Consider the following 17,112-nt stretch of genomic DNA (forward strand, 5'->3'; position numbering starts at 1 on the left):
ATGGCGATGGCGCTTTCGACCATTATAGAGGAAATGCCGGCCGCCATCGCGGTCCCAGGCAAAACCACGCCGCGATCGCGGCTGCCGACAGAAGCAGGACAATCTCATGAAGCCCATTTTCGTTCAGCTCCAATGCGCCCCCGGCAAGACCTACGAGGTCGCCGATGCAATCTACCAGACGGAACTGGTCTCGGAGCTGTATTCCACCAGCGGCGATTACGACCTGCTGCTGAAGGTCTACATCAAGGAAGAGCAGGATATCGGCATTTTCATCAACGACAACATCGCCAAGATCCCCGGCATCGTCCGCTCGCTGACGACGCTGACGTTCCAGGCGTTCTAAGAGTTCGGGACTTTCGGGTCGGCGCCGCAAGTTCCTTCTCCCCTCGGGGCTATGGCATTCACACATTTGGAATTGCGTATGGAATGATGTTCTGATTCTGTTGCTGCCGGCAGGAGAATTGAGCGATGGATGATTTGAGCTTGGGACGGTTTGGCGACCGTCGGCTGGAAAAAGGGGGGCGTTCTTGCTGGAGCGCCTGGTTTCGACGGCAGGCCAGGGAATGCGGGTGCGCAAGCTCGGCGGCAATCGGGCCGGAGAGATCCGCTTGAGCCGGTTCTTGCGCAATGGAGCGGTCGATCCGCAGGCGATGATCGATGAGGCGGCCTTGCGCACGGCTAGCCGCTGCGCGGATCGGCATATCCTGGCCATTCAGGATACGACGGTGGTCCGCTCCGACGGCGGTGGCGGTCTTTATCTGCATGCGATGATCGGGGTCGACGCCGACGATGGCGCGATCGTCGGGGCAATCCACGGGCAGTTTCTAAGCCGCGACCAGGGCGAGCGCGGCACGCAGCGCGCGCGTCCGATCGAGGAGAAGGAGAGCTATCGCTGGCTGGAGGGCGCCGATCGTGCGGCGAAGGTTTGCGCCGCTGCACGCCACATCACCATCATTGCCGACCGTGAAAGCGATATCTACGAGGCCTTCGCCCGCCGACCCGTCAATGTCGACCTCGTCATCCGGGTTGCGAGGGACCGCAGCCTCGGCAAGGACCAGCCGTCGCTGCTTTGTCTGGCGGATGCCTTGCCGGTTGCGGTCAACCTAGCCTTTAGCCTGCCGGCCAAGCCGGGCCGCAAGGAGCGCGACACGCAACTGGCGATCCGCTTCAGCGCGGTGACATTGCTGCCCCCGAAGAACGGCATCTACAGGAAGACCCCGGATGGCGTACGTCTTTATCTGGTGGATGTGCGCGAGACCGCCGCACCACCGGGCGAGACGCCGATCCATTGGCGGCTGCTGACAAGCTATGCCGTGTCGGATGCCGACGAGGCGGCGGCGGTCATCGCCCTTTATCGCCGTCGCTGGGCGATCGAGCAATTGTTCCGCACCCTGAAGACGCAGGGCTTTGATATCGAAGGCCTGCGCATCGAGGACGAGGGCGCGCTGAGCAATTTGGTGATGGCTGCCTTCGTCGCGGCCGTGATCGTGCAGCAACTGGTCCATGCCCGCGACGGCGCTCCGCCCGGCGCCACCTTGCGCCCCATCGAAGACGCCTTCGAGCCAAGCGACCAGCCGCTGCTGGAAGCCTTCTGCGCCAAGCTGGAGGGCAAGACCGCCAAACAGAAGAACCCCCATCCCAGAGGGTCGCTGGCCTATGCCGCCTGGGTCTGCGCCCGCCTCGGCGGATGGACCGGCTACTACGGAAAGCCAGGACCGATCGTCATGCTCGACGGATGGCAACAGTTCCAGGCCGCCAAGCGCGGCGTAGCACTCCTCCTCTCCGCCGCCGACAATGTGTGAATCCAATAGCCCCGAGGGGAGAAGGTGGTTCGCGGGAATCCGGAACGCTCCCTCTCCTCGTCCTGAGCCTGTCGAAGGATGGAGAGAGGGCTAGGGTGAGGGGCCAGGCACTATAATCCGGCATCAACACACTCGCCTGACAAGCTCAAACCTCCCTCGCATATCCCTCCGAAATTAACCCTCTTGCCCAAAACCACGCAGCTTTCCACACGCGATTAAACCCTTTTTAACCGCCCCGATGATCTGCTTTGCCGACTGATCAACGGGCGGCGCGCTGTAGCGCCGGATTGCCGATGCGTGGCGCGGCATAAGGGTCGAGGGTGGATCGATGACATCGGCTGTCGCGGATATTCAGGCAAGCAAGCAGGCCGGGCCGCTGATCGTGCATGTCGTGCGCCAGTTCCTGCCGAACAAGGGCGGCCTTGAAGATGTGGTTGCCAATCTCTGCCGTCAACTGGTCGCCCGCGGCTATCGCGTGCGCGTCGTCACCTGCAACAGCCTGTTTTCCGATCCCGGCCGGGAACTCGCGGAACACGAAACCATCGATGGCATCGAGATCGTGCGCATCCCCTGGTCCGGCTCCAGCCGCTATCCGCTGGCACCCAAGGTTTTCCGCCATCTGGCCGATGCCGATCTCGTTCATGTCCACGCGGTCGATTTCTTCTTCGACGCGCTGGCCTGGGGCAAGCTGATGCATGGGCGGCCGATGGTCGCCACCACGCATGGCGGCTTCTTCCACACGCGGAAATATGCCGCCATCAAGAAGATCTGGTTCAATACGGCAACGCGGCTTTCCGCACTCGGCTATGCCTCTCTCATCTGCTGCAGCCAGTCCGATGCACGGCTCTTCTCCCAGATCGCCGACAGCCGCGTGCGCCTGATCGAGAACGGCGCCGACGTCAGCAAGTTTTCCAATTGCGCTGCGCTGGAAGCCCGCCGCCGCATCGTCACCATCGGCCGCTTCTCGGTCAACAAGCGGCTCGATCGCATGCTCGATGTCATGAAGGTGCTGGCGGCCCGCGACGCCGACTGGCATCTCGATATCATCGGCGCTGAATCGGATCTCGATCGCGCGACCTTGGAAGAGGAAATCGCCGCTCGCGGTCTCGAACATAATGTAACGCTACATGTTTCGATCGACGACGGCTCGATCCGCAATATCATCGCCCGCGCCTCGCTCTTCGCCTCGGCCTCGGAATATGAAGGCTTCGGCCTGGTGGCGATTGAAGCCATGAGCGCCGGCCTGCTGCCGGTGCTGAACATCAACGAAGCCTATAAGGCGATGGCCGAAACCCATCCGGCTCTCATGCTCTCGGATTTCTCCGATCCTGAAGCAACCACCGATACCCTGACCGCAGCGTTCGAGCGCCTCGATGCCGACGACCAGACCTTGCGGCAGGAGCTGCTGCGCGATGCCCGCGCTTACGCATGGGACGAAGTCGCCCAGCGCTACATGGATGTCTATGCCGAAACCCTGACGCCGAAAGGCAAGTCGCCTCAGCTCCTGCGCCACCGCGGCCAGGTGGCATAACCTTCCAGAATGCCCATAAGCCAGGCCCGCTTGTAGCGGGCGGCATCGCGGTTGAAGCGCGCAAGCGCCGCCAGCCAGCCGGCGACCGGCCGCAGCAGACGATAACAGACATAATACAGGGGAAAGGCCTGCTTGCGCATCAGCGCGCCGAAGCCGCGTCCATATTTGCGCGCCCGCTCCACTTGCCGCGGGCCATATTCGCTGGTGACCTGATCGTGATGAACGATGAGGTCGGGAAAGAACATTGCTTGTCTGCCGGCCGCAAGCGCGCGCAGCAGAAAATCCGCCTCCTCGCCGCTCTGAAAGGGCGACTCCGAGCCGACGCCGAGGTCTTCATCAAAGCCGCCGATGGCATTGAGCGCCGCACGGCGCACGAAGATGCCGTTGGAATTGCCGCATTTCAGATAGTTCCAGCGCGTCAGCGTAAGCCGCGTCTCGCCCGTCGGGCTGACGGAGGGCGCACCTTCGGCATCAAGCGTGCGGCCGGTGACGATCGCCAGGTCCGGATGAGCCGAAAACAGCGCCGCCGCCGTCGAAAGCGTATCGGCTTCGTACCAGCAATCGTCATCGGGAAAGCAGACATAATCGCCTTCGGCAACCGCCATGCCATTGTTGCGCGCCCGCGAAAGTCCCTTCGGGGAACGGATATGGCGAATGAGGAAGGACGGCGAGAAACCGTCGATGAGCACACGCAGCCGGTCGTCGACGTTCTGATCGACGACGATCACTTCGAAATCCCGGTGGCTTTGCCCCGCCAGCGAACGGAAGAGCCGCTCCAGCTGGTCGAACCGATCGATCGTGCAGACGATGAGGCTGAACACTAAAACCCTCCGCACAAGCCCCAGGCGACCAATATCAGAGAGAAAGAATATTAGCCGAAGTAAAAAACGAACTTTGGGCAGCATTAAACCCTAAATATTAAGGCATATGAAATAGAGCTGACGCTATCCCCACGAAGAGCCGGAATCTGCGTAAGTTCCGGCGATTTGAGGAACGGTCTATCTTCATGTCGAAGAGCATAATGGCAAATTCGGTTTTGAACGCGGCGGCGGGATTGACCCTGCTGGCGACCGGCTTTGCATGTTCGATCATAGCCGCCCGCTTGCTCGGGCCGGAAGCCAACGGCATCATCGCCTTTTCCCTGTGGCTGACGACGACGGGTGCGCTGATTGCCGAGCTTGGCGCCGGCGTCACACTGCTGCGTATCCTGCCGCAATTGAAGGGGAACGGCTATTCGGCCGAAGAACGGCTTGGCTTTGCCGCCTATCTCCTGCAGCCGACGATCCTCGCGACCGTGATCCTGCTCGCCGGCTATGCCGCCTATTATTGGGATGCCGAGCGCCTGCACTGGGCCGGCGATGCATCTGAAGTCATCGCCATAACAGGCATATTCTTCGTTCTTCAGTCGCTCGGCGCCTACAGCAAGAACTATCTGATCGGCGAACAGCAGGTCGGCGCCTTCCTGCGCATCACCGTGGCAAGTTCGGTATTGCAGCTTGCCACCGTGCTCGCCGGCGCCATTTTCTTTGGCGTCAGCGGCGCGCTTGCCGGCTATGCAATCGGTCAGCTGCCGATGTTCATCGCGACGCTCAGGATCGCGATCGCGCGCAAAAACAGCTGCGGCGTCGGCCTTTCCGCGCTCATCAGCTCATCGCTCATTCTCTCGATCGAGCTCATCAACAGCTCGATCTTCCTCAACCGCATCGAACTCTTGTTCCTGCAGCGTTACTGGGGGATCGAAGCGGTCGGCTTTTATGCCGTCGGCCTGTCGCTCGCCAATCTGGCGCTGCAGCTGCCGGTGCAGTTGAGCGGCAGCCTGCTGCCCTATTATTCCGAACAGATGCATGCGCGCGCGTCGGACAAGCTGCCCGTCGAAGTCTTTGCGGGCGTGGCGCGCAGCATCGCCTATATCACGCTGCCAATGAGCTTCGGCCTTGCGGCGATCGCACCCGAGCTTGTCGTGACGATCTTCGGCCAGCCGTTTGCTCCGAGCGGCGGCATGGTGTCGCTGCTGTCGCTGACGGCAGCGCCATACGTCTTCATGCAGATCTGCACGCAATATCTCTATTCGCTTGATCGCATGCGCGAGCGCACCGTCGTCGGCGTCATTGCCAGCTTTATCATGGTCATCGGCTGCCTGGTCGCGGTGCCTTTTTACGGCGGAGAGGGTGCGGCGCTGGTGCGTTTCCTGGCCTTTACCGCCATGTGCCTTCTGATGGTGCGCCGCATGGAATTCGAGGGCTCGACGCGGGGCATGCTCATCAACCTTGCAAAAGTTGCAGTTGCTGCCATTCTGTGCGCAATTGCAGCCTATGGTTTTGTTCAGGCGTTGACCGGCGTCGCAGGCCTCGTAAGCGCCATCATTGCCGGCGCCCTGGCCTACGGTGTCGCGCTCAGACTGCTGAAAGCCGTTCCAGCCGAGGATATCGAGGTGTTGCAGAAGATCGCGACGCGACTGCCTGGCAGGGCTCACCCGATTGCGACGCAGGCCTTGGCTCTACTGGCCCCGCGCCGAATGTGAGGAGACTATCATGGCTGGTTGGGGAGCCGCCGAAGAAGAACGGAACGAAGGCAAGCAGATAAGATCCGCGGCGGCGGTGACCTTCGCCGGCACGGTCGGCCTGTTTACACCGGCTGCTGCACCTTCGCGCGGCACTGCCGTGCTGTTTCTCAGCCCCTGGGGTTTCGAGGAAATGTGCGTCCGCAAGTTCTGGCGGATTCTGGCCGAGAATCTTGCCGATATCGGCATATCAAGCCTCCGCTTCGACTATGCCGGCACCGGCGATGCGCTTGATATCGCGGATGAAGGCGATGGCCTGACGCCCTGGCAGGAGACCGCCCTTGCCGCTGCCGCAAGGTTGAAAGCACTTTCCGGCTGCGAACGCCTGATCCTCGTCAGCCAGGGCCTTGGGGGCGCCATTGCCGCCGCGCTCGCCGAACGCCTGCCCGACATCGGCGGCATCGCCTTTCTTGCGCCCGTCATCTCCGGCCGCGCCTACCTGCGCGAACTGACCGTCTGGTCGAAGATGATCGATGAAGGCATGGGGCTTGCCGAAGCGCTGCGCCAGATCGAAGGCGTCACAGTCGCCAGCCTGCACATGCCTGATAGCGCCGCCGATGCGGTCAAGAAACTGAACCTGATGACGCTCGAGCGGCTCGGCACGCCGAACTGCCTTGTACTGACGCGACCCGGCCGCCCGTGGGATGCGGACTTCGCGCGTCATCTCGAGACGCTCGGCCTTCATGTCGAGCAATCCGCCTATAACGGCTATGACGATCTCGTATCGAACCCCACCATCGCCATCATGCCGACCGCCGCTGGCCGAAAAATCGTCGAATGGATACGGTCGATCGCCGCCGAGCCCGCTAAAGTCGCATCGACCGATCCTACGCCGCCTGTTGCGGAGCCTCTCGCCGGCGACGGCTTTCGCGAGACGCCGCTGCGTTTCGGCGCTGAAAGCCGCTTGTTCGGCATTCTCTGCGAACCCGAGGGTGCCCGCACCGGCGCAACCGCACTGCTCCTGACAACAGCCTATGACAGGCACGCCGGCTGGGGCCGGATGTCGGTCACCATGGCGCGCGCGCTCGCTCGCGACGGCATCGCGTCGCTGCGTTTCGATACGGCCAATGTCGGCGACAGCCCGCCGCTTTCCGGCGCCCCCGAGCAGGTGCTCTATTCCCGCGAACAGCACCTGGATGTCGCCGACGCGCTGGACCTTTTGGAGGAGCGAAATCTGCTGCCGGCCTATGCCGTGGGACGTTGCAGCGGCGGCTATCTCGCCTTCCAGGCGGCCGTGCGCGATGCGCGGTGTGGTGGCCTTATCACCGTCAACCCCTACAGCTTCCATTGGGATGAGAGCCGATCGGTCGACGAAGCGCTGCGCTTCGCGCCCCGGTCGCTGGAAACCTATGGCCGAAAGCTTCTGCAGATGGAAACGCTGAAGCGGCTCCTCGGCGGCCAGATCGATGCGAAAAGCGCCGTCCTCAACGTGGCGACCGGCATCGGCCGGCGCGCAGCGCGAACGGGCCGCCATCTGCTCGGCACCCTTCCCTTCTTCGCCGCCGCGCAAGGACCCGTGCTCAGCGGCTTCCGCACGCTCGCCAGGCGCGGCGTCGACATGTCGCTGATCTACAGCGCCCACGATATCGGCCTTGATCATCTGCATGATCAGTTCGGCGAGAACGGCGTCGGCCTGAAACACTTCCCAGACATACGCCTGACCATCATTCCCGAAGCGGACCACAACCTGACCCCGCCCTATGCGCGCAAGGTCTATCTGAGGGAGGTCAGGGAGATGGGCCTGAGGCTCGCCAATCGATGACGAGCTGACTGGAAAACCGCCGGAAATGCTCGCCCCGTCCGATACTTGCTGTATAATTGCTTCATGAGGCTCCTGATCGTCGAAGACAACCGCGAACTGGCGTCCTGGCTCGGCAAGGCGCTGCGTCAGGCGCAATATGCCGTCGACATCGCCTATGACGGCGAGGATGCCGAGCATATGCTGAAGGTTGCGGGCTATGCCGTCGTTATTCTGGATCTGTCGCTGCCGAAGATGGATGGTTTGACGCTGCTGAAACGCCTGCGCCAGAGCGGTAACAAGGTGCCGGTCATCATTTTGACGGCCAATGCCAGCCTCGACGGGCGGGTCGCCGGGCTCGACAGCGGCGCTGACGACTATCTTGCCAAGCCTTTCGAGATTGCCGAACTCGAGGCGCGCATCCGGGCCGCCGTGCGCCGTGGCCATGACCGTGCCGCTCCCGAAATCGCGGTCGGCGACCTGCTGTTCGACGGCGGAACGCGGCAGTTCTATCTGGCCGGGGAATCCCTGGCACTGACGCCGCGCGAACACGCCGTGCTCGAACATCTCATCATGAAGGCCGGCACGACCGTCACCAAGACCACGCTGTCGGAGAGCGTCTTCGGCTTCGACGATCTCGCCGATACCAGCGCCATCGAAATCTATGTGCATCGCGTGCGCAAGAAACTCGAAGGCAGCACGGTACAGATCGCCACGCTGCGCGGCCTGGGTTATCTCCTTCGCCATGCGCAGTGATGAGGCTTCCCCACCCAAAGGGCACCTTGGTCGCGTCGGCGGCGCGCTGACGACCAGCCTCCGGGCGCAATTATTCGCCTGGGTGGTGCTGACGCTGATCGGCGCAATCTGCATCAACCTTTATCTCAGCTTCCGTTCGGCCAATGCGACGGCCGATCTCGTCACCGATCGCACGCTACTCGCCTCGGCCCGCGTGATCGCGGAGGCCGTGCATGTCGATGCCAGCGGCTCGGTACAGATCGACATTCCGCCTGCCGCCCTGGAAATGTTCGATACCGGCTATGGCGACCGCGTCTTCTACAAGGCGGTGACCGCATGGGGAAATCTCGTTGCCGGTTTCCCCGATCTGCCGCGGCCGAAGCGGGATCTGGTCGGCGAAGACAGGACGTTTCGGAGCGACGGCGTCCGCGTGCTCATGCTGAGCCACCCCGTCGTCGGCCTCGATCAGGACAGCACGATCTCCGTGGCGGTCGCCGTCACCCACAACAGCCAATACGCCATGCGCCGCAGGCTGTGGCTCTCGGACTTCACCAAGCAGCTCGCCCTTGTCCTCCTTGCCGGCGTCGTGACCATTATCGGCCTGCAGCGGGGCCTCGCACCCGTCCTGAGGCTGCGCGATGCCGTGCGCGAGCGCGGCCGCCAGCGCCTGGATCCACTGGACCCTCACATGGTGCAGAACGAGCTTCGCCCGCTCGTCCATGCGCTGAACGATCACATGGAGCGGGTACAGAACCAGATGGCCGCGCAGCGCCGCTTCGTCTCGAATGCCGCCCATCAGCTGCGCACGCCGCTGGCCCTGATTTCGACGCAGGCGAGCGTGGCGGCGCGCGAGGTCGACAACGGCAAGCGCGACGAGGCATTGACCGCATTGCGCTCGAGCACGCGGCAGGTGACCCGTCTTGCGAGCCAGCTCCTGACGCTTTCGCGGGCCGAACCCGGCAGCCGCCGGCCGCGAAACGACACGATCGATCTCGCGGAAACCGCCCGGCGGGTGCTGGAAACACTGGCCGAGGAAGCCCTGCGCCGCAATATCGATCTCGGGTTGGAAGCGGACGAGACGCCGGTGCATATCGAGGGCGATGGCACCATGCTGCGCGAGATGCTGGTCAATCTCGTCGACAATGCGCTGCGCTACACGCAGGCGGGTGGTCGCGTGACGGTCGGCGTCGGCCGCGACGGCGATACGGCCCTGCTATGGGTCGAGGACGACGGTCCGGGTATTCCCGAAACGGAACGCGCCCAGGTCTTCGAACGCTTCTATCGCATCATGGGCACCGAGCCGGAAGGCAGCGGCCTCGGGCTCGCCATCGTCCGCGAAGTCGTCGACGGCGCCGGCGGATCGGTCACGCTTGGCGAGGCGGAGGGCGGCGGGCTGCTGGTCAGTGTGAGACTGCCGGCTGTTTGAAGATGGAAAATATGGTTGTTCACCACCCGCCCTCGTGGTTCGAGGCTTCGGCCTTACAGCCTGCGCGCCTCACCATGAGGGCTAACTTTCTGCGCAAGACCGCATCTTGAATTGGCTACATGCTGCGGAGCGCACTCCATCCTCACCCTGAGGAGCGAAGCCTCGAAGGGCGAGGTTGGCCACTGTCTTCCGACCAACAAAAAGGCCGGGCAAGAATGCCCGGCCCCGGCCTTGGGAGGCTACGGAAAATAGTCGCTTAGTGCGTATCGAGGCTCTGCTGCGGACGCCAGCGGGTGATGCGGTTCTCGATGAGCGTCATGACGTATTCGGCGCCGAGCGTGACCACCATCACGAGGATGATCGCGGCATAGAGGCCGGCTGCATCGTAGGTGCCCTTGGCGATCGAGATCAGGTAGCCGATACCGGCCAGTGAACCGACGAACTCGCCGACGATGGCGCCGATGATGGCGAAGGAGAAGGAGATGTGCAGGCTTGCAAAAATCCAGCTCATCGCCGACGGCAGGATGACGTTGCGCGTGACCTGCCAGTTGGAAGCGCCGAGAATGCGGGCATTGGCGATCATGTTGCGGTCGGCTTCGCGAACGCCCTGGAAGGCATTGGCGAACACGACGAAGAACACCATGATGAAGGCGAGCGCTACCTTGGAGGCAAGGCCGAGGCCCATGATCATCACGAAGATCGGCGCCAGAACGACGCGCGGGATCGAGTTGATCGCCTTGATGTAGATCGACAGGATATCGGAAGCGAGCTTGTTGCGGCCAAGCGCGACGCCGACAAGAACGCCGGTTACTGAACCGATGACAAAGCCGATCAGTGCTTCTTCCATGGTGACGCCGAGATGATACCAGAGCGAGCCGCTCTCGGTGCCCTCGCTGATCCAGTCCCACAGGCGCAACGCAATGCCATAGGGGCTCGAATAGAAGAACGGGTCGATCCAGTGCAGATCGGAGGCGAGTTGCCAGAGGCCGAGGATGCCAAGCAGAATACCGATCTGCCAAGCCACGACGACGTACTTGCGGCGGCTGAGCGCCTTCAGCGCTGCGGCTTCGATTTCCGCGTCCGAGGTGCCGGCGCGGAAGATCGGGGCGTTGCCTGCTTCGAGAGCTGTGTTTGCCATGGTCAATCCTCCCTTATGCCGCTTCCGCGGCACGGCGATAGCTGGTTTCGACCTCTTCGCGAAGGTCGTCCCAGATCGTCTTGCAATAATCGATGAAGTTCTGCTCGTAGCGAATTTCCGAGACGACGCGCGGGCGCGGCAGGTCGATCGTGTAGACCGATTTCACCGTCGCCGGGCCGGCTGTGAGAACATAGACCTTGTCGGCAAGCGCCACGGCTTCTTCGAGATCGTGCGTCACGAAGACGACGGAAGCCTTGCGTTCGGCCCAGAGCTTCAGGAGCTCTTCATGCATGACCGTGCGGGTCTGCACGTCGAGCGCCGAGAACGGCTCATCCATCAAAAGGATTTCCGGCTCGTTGATGAAGGTCTGCGCCAGCGAGGCGCGCTTGCGCATGCCGCCCGAGAGCTGGTGCGGATAGTGATGCAGGAACTTCGAAAGCCCGACGCGGGCAAGCCAGTCCTTGGCGGTCTTTTCCGCCTCGGCCTTCGACTTGCCGCGGAACAGCGGGCCGGCCATGACATTTTCGATGACGTTCTTCCAGGGGAAGAGCGCATCCGTCTGGAAGGCGAAGCCGACGCGCGGATCGATGCCGTTGACCGGGCCGCCCATCAGGCGGACTTCGCCGGCGCTGGGCTTGGCAAGACCGGTGACGAGGTTGAGCGTCGTCGACTTGCCGCAGCCCGTCGGTCCCACGACGGCGACGAATTCGCCGCGTTCGACGGTCATGTTGAAATCGCGCAGTGCGGTCAGCGACTTGCCGGTCGGCGATACGAAACGGCGGCTGACATTGATGAGCTCGATCGCCGGGGTGCGGCGTTCATCCTGTTGCATGGTGCTGATCCTGACGCGTGCCTCTGGGCATGCACGCAAAGCCCGGTGAACTGCAAAGTCTCTTGAACTGCCGCTTCCGGAACCGTCCGGAAGCGGCGTTATGACTGCTTACTTGACGTTCTTGACGAATTCGGTCGTGTAGGTCTTCGACAGGTCGATCGTCTTGCCCTTGACGTTCTTGGAGAACTGCGAGAGCACGGCGAGAACCGTCTTCGGACCGTCTTCCGGCATCACGCCATCGGCCGTGAACATTTCCTTGCCGGCGTCGAGAGCCTTGATGTAGCCGTCCTTGTCGCCGACGTAGAAATCTTTCGACATCTTATCGGCGATCTCGGCGCCGGAATGCGTATTGATGAAGCGCAGCGTCTTGACGAAAGCATTCGCAAGCTTCTGCACTTCTTCCTTGTGGGCGTCGACCCACGCGGCATCCATGTAGAGCGAAGCGGCCGGATAGGTGCCGCCGAGCGCTTCCTCGGTGCCCTTCAGCGTACGCAGATCGACGAGGATCCTGGCTTCGCCCGTCTTCAGCAGGCGCGAGATCGTCGGTTCGGTGGTCATGCCCACCTGGATGGCGTCCTGCTGCATGGCGGCAATGAAGGTCTGGCCCGCGCCGACCGGAACCGGTGTTACGTCAGCCGGCGAAAGGCCGGCCTTCGATGCCATGTAGAGCGTCAGGAAGTTTGTGGACGAGCCGAGGCCGGTGACGCCGGCGCGCTTGCCCTTCAGGTCGGCGAAGGACTTGATATCAGGATATTTGGCCGAAACCAGCTCGACTTCGCCGGGCGCCTGGCTGAACTGCACGACCGACTTGATGAACTTGCCCTTGGCCTGCAGGTCGACGCAGTGGTCGTAGAAGCCGACGACGCCTTGAACGGCGCCTGCGAGCAGCTGGTTTTCTGCGTCCACGCCGGCGGATTCGTTGAGAAGCTCGACGTCGAGGCCTTCGTCCTTGAAGTAGCCGAGGGATTCGGCGAGCTTGGCCGGCAGATAGATCTGCTTCTCGTAACCGCCCACCATGATGGAAATCTTGTCAGCGGCATTGGCCGCGGTGGCTGCAAGGGAAGCAGCTGTCATGACGAGGGAAAGGGCCACGGTATGAAAAAACGCGCGCGATGGACGCATCAATGTCTCCTCCTGTTTGAATAGTCGTCGCGCCATACGACGCTGCAGAAATGCGCTTCCTCCACGAAGCTCGGCAAAACTAGCGTGGGCAACCTTTCAGTCAGCTTTCAGTCCCGGATCTTCCGATACGAAGTCCGAATTTTGTTTCAACGCTGCCGGCAAGGCAAATCGGGTGGTCGTTGCCCGCTTATGCAGCCAGGATGGATGTGAAGGGGAAATAGGCCTTCTTGGAAGGTCGCCGGCAACATGGTGCGCCTTGCTGAAACATTCACCGTCAGCCGGTATCCGCCGAAAACAGTCGCCTGATCTTGGCGATTTTCTTCGAGCAACTACTTATGATTGATCGTCGCATGGAGGTGCGATCCATGAAAACCGCAGCCGCAATCCTGATTCTAGCGACCATCTCGATAGCCGGGCCGGCATCGGCCATCTCGCGCTACGAGTCGTCGAGCAAGACTTGCGTGTCCGTGCAGCAGCTGATCGCCAGCGAGCGCGCCGCGATATTTCGCTACCCTTCGCGAGACGGCCGTATCGTCCTGTATGACCGGTACGTCGCCGATGACGGCCAATGTGGCTTGGGTGACTATGCCGCACGCGCCTACATTCCGACGAAAGACAATCCGCTCTGCCCGGTCCGTAACTGCAAATCGTCTTCCATTTTCAATCCGCATTAGCGCGCGTTGATACGCATTGACGCGAACCGGATTTTTCTGTGGTTATGTGACGGTTGGATTACAAAATATTACAGAAAATGACTCTTGGTTGAATTCTACCCATATTTAACGCACATTTTGCGGGCAGATAGAGCCCGCGAATCTTACTCCCGAGTCTCTGGAGTGAGGTCATATCCGCTAGGTCCCCTATTTGATAAGGAGATTGCGCAGTGAGTGCAAAAGTACCTAACCCGATCGATGCCTATGTTGGCTCTCGCGTGCGCACGCGTCGACTTATGCTCGGCATGAGTCAGGAGCGGCTCGCTGAGCAGATTGGCGTCACGTTTCAGCAGGTACAGAAATACGAAAAAGGCACCAATCGCATCGGTGCCAGCCGATTGCAGGCGATAGCCGGCGTGCTGGCCGTGCCGGTTGCCTTCTTCTTCCAGCAGGACAATACGCAGCCGCTGAACACGGACGGCCTCGGCGCAATCAACGGCCTCGAGGATCTGTCGGATTTCCTGACCTCGAAAGAGGGCCTGAACCTCAACAAGGCGTTCATGAAGATCAACGATCCCAGCGTTCGCCAGTCCGTGCTGATGTTGATCAAGTCGCTGGCGAATGCGTCCGACCCCCTGACGGACCATATACCGCAAACGGCGAACATGTCGGCGAGCCTTCGCAACTGACCTGTGGCCTCCCGGCAAACGGGCTACGGGCATAGTGCCTGCGTCAACCCGAAACACGCCATGAGGCCCGACATCCTGGCCCGGTGCCGAACCGTCCTGCGGGCGGCGGCATGGGTCGGGGCCATGTTGGGCCAGGCATCCGGCGCCGGGATATTGCTTGCCCTTCCTTTCGCCGATCGCGCTTCAAACCGTTTCTCGTCCTGAAATTGCAAAGACGAGATTTTGCCGCAATCGAGCCTCGTGTCACGCTGCATTGTCACGCGCCAAGCTGCAAAACATCCGTTACGGTTTGCTCATGTTCCCGGGCCAGACACGATTCGTCTGCCGGGAACGGGGCAATAGAGGGCATGAAATGACAGCAATACTTCCGATCAGAGCGGCATACCAGGATCCAGACTCACTCAAGGAACTGGCATCGATCGCTCGGCTCATTACCTATGCGCGGCAGAGCGCCAAGAACCTGAATGCGGAATTCCCGGTGTGGTGCCTGGATCTGGCGCTTGGGGCCGTCCTGCAGGAAATGTATGCAAATGGCTTGCCGAATCCCTTGTTCGACGAGGGTACGGATATAGCAAACGTGGTGGCACACTGAGCTAGAGCAATTCCAGGAAAAGTGCGCAGCGGTTTTCTGTCCGGAATTGCTAGGAAACAAAGAGATAGAGCGGTTCGGAGTTTCCGTGAAAAGCTGAACTGATCTAATCTATTCCGGCGTCTGCCGGGATCTCGAACGATGCCGATATGGTTCAACAGGCCATATCGGCATTGTTATTTTGTGCAGGAAGATTGCGGGATAAACAGGCTACCGGTCGCCCTTGCGCGGCTGCACGCCCGCGACGAAAATCGAGATGCACTGGCGTAGATGGCGCAGCCGCGTTTGTCGGTCCGGCCAGTCATTCGGATGGCCCGGTTTGGAAATCATGGCACCGAAGATCATGTTCATCAGCATGCGCGCGCCGCTGGCCACATCGGCAATCTCGATCAGGCCACGTCTTTGCTGCTGGCTGAGCCAATCCGCCAGCATCTGCTGCGATTGCTTGGCGCCATAAGTGTGCAACAGCATCGCAATCTCCGGAGATTGTTGCGCTTCGCTGATGGCAAGATGGATGAAAGCCTCGCGTTCGCGCTCCTGGGCTTCATCCATATCGATCATGAAGATCTGCTCAAGCGCCTCGGTAAGGGGCAGATTCTCGTCGGGATCGCGCGGCAGGGCCAGCATGGATGCGCGGTGTTCGGCAATGATCGCCATGAACAAATCAGCCTTGCGCGGAAACAACCTGTAGAGGGTCTGCTTCGAAATCCGGCATCGCGCGGCAACGAGATCCATCGTCGTGCCGCCATAGCCCAATTCGTAAAATGTCGCGCGCGCCTCACTGACGATCTCCACGCGGCGCGTGTCGTCATTCACGGTTTTCGGGCGGCCGCGCGGTCGCCGCTTGGCGACCTGATCGGCCTTGCCTGCTCGTTCTTTTGTCAGCACTTCCGTCTTGACCCCAACAGCCGAATGCGATTGACATTTGAGGCAGTACAAATATTTTCTGTACGACTTGGTACTGTAAATAAGGCAACAGGAAATAGCAACGTGCGAAAGCTCGCCAATCCCACTTCCGCGCCCGCGTATACGACGGTATCCAACCGCCTTTCAGCCGGCCGCGCCTCGATGACCGTCGCGGGGATTGCCCTCGCGATGCTGCTGGCCGGCTGCAACCAGCAGAATACCGCCCAGAACAATGTGCCGGCCGTCAAGACGGAAGTCAGCGCGATGTCGCTGCATCCGCAATCCGTCGCGATCACCGCCGAACTGCCCGGCCGCACCAGCGCCTATCTCGTGGCCGAAGTGCGGCCGCAGGTCGGCGGCATCATTCGCAGCCGCAATTTCAAGGAAGGCAGCGAGGTCAAAGCGGGCGATGTGCTCTATGAAATCGATCCTGCCTCCTACCAGGCATCCTATGACAGCGCCGCCGCTGCTTTGCAGAAGGCGCAGGGCGCCTTGCCGAGCGCTCAGTCGAAGGTGGATCGATACAAGAGCCTCACGCAGCAGGACGCGGTCAGTAAACAAAATCTGGACGATGCCGTTTCCACCCTGGCCCAGGCAAACGCCGACGTGGCATCCGCGAAAGCGACCCTGGAAACGGCCCGCATCAACCTCGATTACACCAAGATGCGTGCGCCGATCGCCGGCCGTGTCGATGCGTCCGCGGTGACCGTCGGCGCCCTCGTCACCGCCGAGCAAACGACAGCACTGACCACCATTCGCCAGCTCGATCCGATCAATGTCGACGTCACGCAGTCGAGCACCAACCTGCTCGAATTCCGTCGAGCCATTGCCGATGGCAGGCTGAAGACCAGCGGCGACAATGTCTCCGTCCATCTGATGCTCGAAGACGGCAGCCAGTACAAGCAAACCGGCAAGCTGGAATTTGCGGAATCCTCCGTCGCCGAAACCGTCGGCACCATCACGGTGCGCGCCGTCTTCCCCAATCCCGATCGTGTTCTGCTGCCTGGCATGTATGTGCGCGCAACTATTCAGGAAGGCATTGCCGAAAACAGCTTCCTGGTGCCGCAGCGCGCCGTGACGCGCAACACGAAGGGCGAACCGGTTGCCATGTTCGTGACCGCCGACGGCAAGGTGCAGCAGCGGGTGCTGAAAGTTCAGCGCAGCATCGGCAACAGCTGGCTCATCGCCGAAGGCGTCAAGGATGGCGATCGCGTCATCGTCGAAGGCATCCAGCGCGTGCGCGACGGGCAGGAAGTCACGGTTTCTCCGGTGACGATCGACGATGCCACCGGCGAGGTGAAGCAGGCTGCCGCCGATGGCAAGTCCACGGAGCAGGCCGAATTGGAAAAGACCGATACCAAAGCCGCCTCCGGCGCTCAGAAGTGAGGTGG

General features: G+C 61.5%; 16 protein-coding genes. 11 read left to right on the forward strand and 5 right to left on the reverse strand.

Annotated elements, in window-relative coordinates; translation table 11 throughout:
- Positions 1-106: 106 nt before the first annotated feature.
- The 3 genes from CCGE531_RS18300 (at position 107) to CCGE531_RS18310 (ending at position 3,333) form a co-directional block, all read left to right on the forward strand.
- Positions 107-343, forward strand: coding sequence for an Lrp/AsnC ligand binding domain-containing protein (locus CCGE531_RS18300; RefSeq protein WP_120665918.1), 237 nt, complete (start codon positions 107-109; stop codon positions 341-343).
- A 184-nt stretch (positions 344-527) separates the two neighbouring features.
- Positions 528-1,802, forward strand: a complete 1,275-nt coding sequence (locus CCGE531_RS18305; protein WP_245458850.1) for an IS4 family transposase — start codon at positions 528-530, stop codon at positions 1,800-1,802.
- 328 nt (positions 1,803-2,130) lie between these two features.
- Positions 2,131-3,333 carry a glycosyltransferase family 4 protein gene (locus CCGE531_RS18310; protein WP_120665920.1) on the forward strand — a complete coding sequence of 401 codons (1,203 nt, stop codon included), beginning with the start codon at positions 2,131-2,133 and terminating at the stop codon, positions 3,331-3,333.
- Here CCGE531_RS18310 and CCGE531_RS18315 read toward each other — a convergent pair.
- On the reverse strand, positions 3,300-4,154 hold the full coding sequence (locus CCGE531_RS18315; RefSeq protein WP_120665922.1) for a glycosyltransferase: 855 nt from the start codon (positions 4,152-4,154) through the stop codon (positions 3,300-3,302). The two genes, CCGE531_RS18310 and CCGE531_RS18315, sit on opposite strands and share 34 nt — an antisense overlap.
- A gap of 200 nt (positions 4,155-4,354) precedes the next feature.
- On the opposite strand from CCGE531_RS18315, the gene CCGE531_RS18320 reads away from it, so the two are divergent.
- From CCGE531_RS18320 to CCGE531_RS18335, 4 genes are all read left to right on the forward strand, one after another.
- The gene (locus tag CCGE531_RS18320; protein WP_245458902.1) at positions 4,355-5,854 is read left to right on the forward strand and encodes a polysaccharide biosynthesis C-terminal domain-containing protein; all 1,500 of its coding nucleotides are present in this window, start codon (positions 4,355-4,357) and stop codon (positions 5,852-5,854) included.
- Positions 5,855-5,864: 10 nt separating this feature from the next.
- Entirely contained in the window at positions 5,865-7,655 is a 1,791-nt protein-coding gene (locus CCGE531_RS18325; RefSeq protein WP_120665925.1) for an alpha/beta hydrolase, read from the forward strand.
- A gap of 63 nt (positions 7,656-7,718) precedes the next feature.
- Positions 7,719-8,387, forward strand: coding sequence for a response regulator (locus tag CCGE531_RS18330; protein ID WP_112341471.1), 669 nt, complete (start codon positions 7,719-7,721; stop codon positions 8,385-8,387).
- On the forward strand, positions 8,377-9,792 hold the full coding sequence (locus tag CCGE531_RS18335) for a sensor histidine kinase (RefSeq protein ID WP_120665927.1): 1,416 nt from the start codon (positions 8,377-8,379) through the stop codon (positions 9,790-9,792). Before CCGE531_RS18330 ends, CCGE531_RS18335 begins: the two co-directional genes overlap by 11 nt.
- Before the next feature lie 256 nt (positions 9,793-10,048).
- On the opposite strand, the gene CCGE531_RS18340 is transcribed toward CCGE531_RS18335, so the two are convergent.
- The 3 genes from CCGE531_RS18340 to CCGE531_RS18350 form a co-directional block, all read right to left on the reverse strand.
- A complete protein-coding gene (locus CCGE531_RS18340; protein ID WP_120665929.1) occupies positions 10,049-10,930 on the reverse strand; it encodes an ABC transporter permease in 882 nt (293 codons plus the stop codon).
- 13 nt (positions 10,931-10,943) lie between these two features.
- A complete protein-coding gene (locus tag CCGE531_RS18345) occupies positions 10,944-11,762 on the reverse strand; it encodes an ABC transporter ATP-binding protein (protein ID WP_120665931.1) in 819 nt (272 codons plus the stop codon).
- A 108-nt stretch (positions 11,763-11,870) separates the two neighbouring features.
- Positions 11,871-12,884, reverse strand: a complete 1,014-nt coding sequence (locus CCGE531_RS18350) for an ABC transporter substrate-binding protein (protein ID WP_120665932.1) — start codon at positions 12,882-12,884, stop codon at positions 11,871-11,873.
- A 365-nt stretch (positions 12,885-13,249) separates the two neighbouring features.
- On the opposite strand from CCGE531_RS18350, the gene CCGE531_RS18355 reads away from it, so the two are divergent.
- The 3 genes from CCGE531_RS18355 (at position 13,250) to CCGE531_RS18365 (ending at position 14,818) form a co-directional block, all read left to right on the forward strand.
- The gene (locus CCGE531_RS18355; protein WP_120666949.1) at positions 13,250-13,558 is read left to right on the forward strand and encodes a hypothetical protein; all 309 of its coding nucleotides are present in this window, start codon (positions 13,250-13,252) and stop codon (positions 13,556-13,558) included.
- Positions 13,559-13,767: 209 nt separating this feature from the next.
- Positions 13,768-14,226 (forward strand): helix-turn-helix transcriptional regulator, encoded by a 459-nt coding sequence (locus CCGE531_RS18360; protein WP_120665935.1) that lies wholly within the window; start codon positions 13,768-13,770, stop codon positions 14,224-14,226.
- 352 nt (positions 14,227-14,578) lie between these two features.
- Entirely contained in the window at positions 14,579-14,818 is a 240-nt protein-coding gene (locus CCGE531_RS18365; RefSeq protein WP_120666951.1) for a hypothetical protein, read from the forward strand.
- A 207-nt stretch (positions 14,819-15,025) separates the two neighbouring features.
- On the opposite strand, the gene CCGE531_RS18370 is transcribed toward CCGE531_RS18365, so the two are convergent.
- Positions 15,026-15,703 carry a TetR/AcrR family transcriptional regulator gene (locus CCGE531_RS18370; RefSeq protein ID WP_120665937.1) on the reverse strand — a complete coding sequence of 226 codons (678 nt, stop codon included), beginning with the start codon at positions 15,701-15,703 and terminating at the stop codon, positions 15,026-15,028.
- Between the two features lie 180 nt (positions 15,704-15,883).
- Here CCGE531_RS18370 and CCGE531_RS18375 point away from each other — a divergent pair, with 180 nt between their 5' ends.
- Positions 15,884-17,107 carry an efflux RND transporter periplasmic adaptor subunit gene (locus CCGE531_RS18375; protein WP_120666953.1) on the forward strand — a complete coding sequence of 408 codons (1,224 nt, stop codon included), beginning with the start codon at positions 15,884-15,886 and terminating at the stop codon, positions 17,105-17,107.
- Positions 17,108-17,112 lie beyond the last annotated feature (5 nt).

The sequence above is a fragment of the Rhizobium sp. CCGE531 genome (assembly GCF_003627795.1).
GTDB lineage: Bacteria > Pseudomonadota > Alphaproteobacteria > Rhizobiales > Rhizobiaceae > Rhizobium.

Excerpts from the sequence above, each read along its gene's own strand:
- CCGE531_RS18300 (WP_120665918.1), top strand. The coding sequence starts at position 107 with ATGAAGCCCATTTTCGTTCAGCTCCAATGCGCCCCCGGCAAGACCTAC.
- CCGE531_RS18310 (WP_120665920.1), top strand. The coding sequence starts at position 2,131 with ATGACATCGGCTGTCGCGGATATTCAGGCAAGCAAGCAGGCCGGGCCG.
- CCGE531_RS18320 (WP_245458902.1), top strand. The coding sequence starts at position 4,355 with ATGGCAAATTCGGTTTTGAACGCGGCGGCGGGATTGACCCTGCTGGCG.
- CCGE531_RS18325 (WP_120665925.1), top strand. The coding sequence starts at position 5,865 with ATGGCTGGTTGGGGAGCCGCCGAAGAAGAACGGAACGAAGGCAAGCAG.
- CCGE531_RS18330 (WP_112341471.1), top strand. The coding sequence starts at position 7,719 with ATGAGGCTCCTGATCGTCGAAGACAACCGCGAACTGGCGTCCTGGCTC.
- CCGE531_RS18335 (WP_120665927.1), top strand. The coding sequence starts at position 8,377 with ATGCGCAGTGATGAGGCTTCCCCACCCAAAGGGCACCTTGGTCGCGTC.
- CCGE531_RS18340 (WP_120665929.1), bottom strand. The coding sequence starts at position 10,930 with ATGGCAAACACAGCTCTCGAAGCAGGCAACGCCCCGATCTTCCGCGCC.
- CCGE531_RS18345 (WP_120665931.1), bottom strand. The coding sequence starts at position 11,762 with ATGCAACAGGATGAACGCCGCACCCCGGCGATCGAGCTCATCAATGTC.
- CCGE531_RS18350 (WP_120665932.1), bottom strand. The coding sequence starts at position 12,884 with ATGCGTCCATCGCGCGCGTTTTTTCATACCGTGGCCCTTTCCCTCGTC.
- CCGE531_RS18355 (WP_120666949.1), top strand. The coding sequence starts at position 13,250 with ATGAAAACCGCAGCCGCAATCCTGATTCTAGCGACCATCTCGATAGCC.
- CCGE531_RS18365 (WP_120666951.1), top strand. The coding sequence starts at position 14,579 with ATGACAGCAATACTTCCGATCAGAGCGGCATACCAGGATCCAGACTCA.
- CCGE531_RS18375 (WP_120666953.1), top strand. The coding sequence starts at position 15,884 with ATGACCGTCGCGGGGATTGCCCTCGCGATGCTGCTGGCCGGCTGCAAC.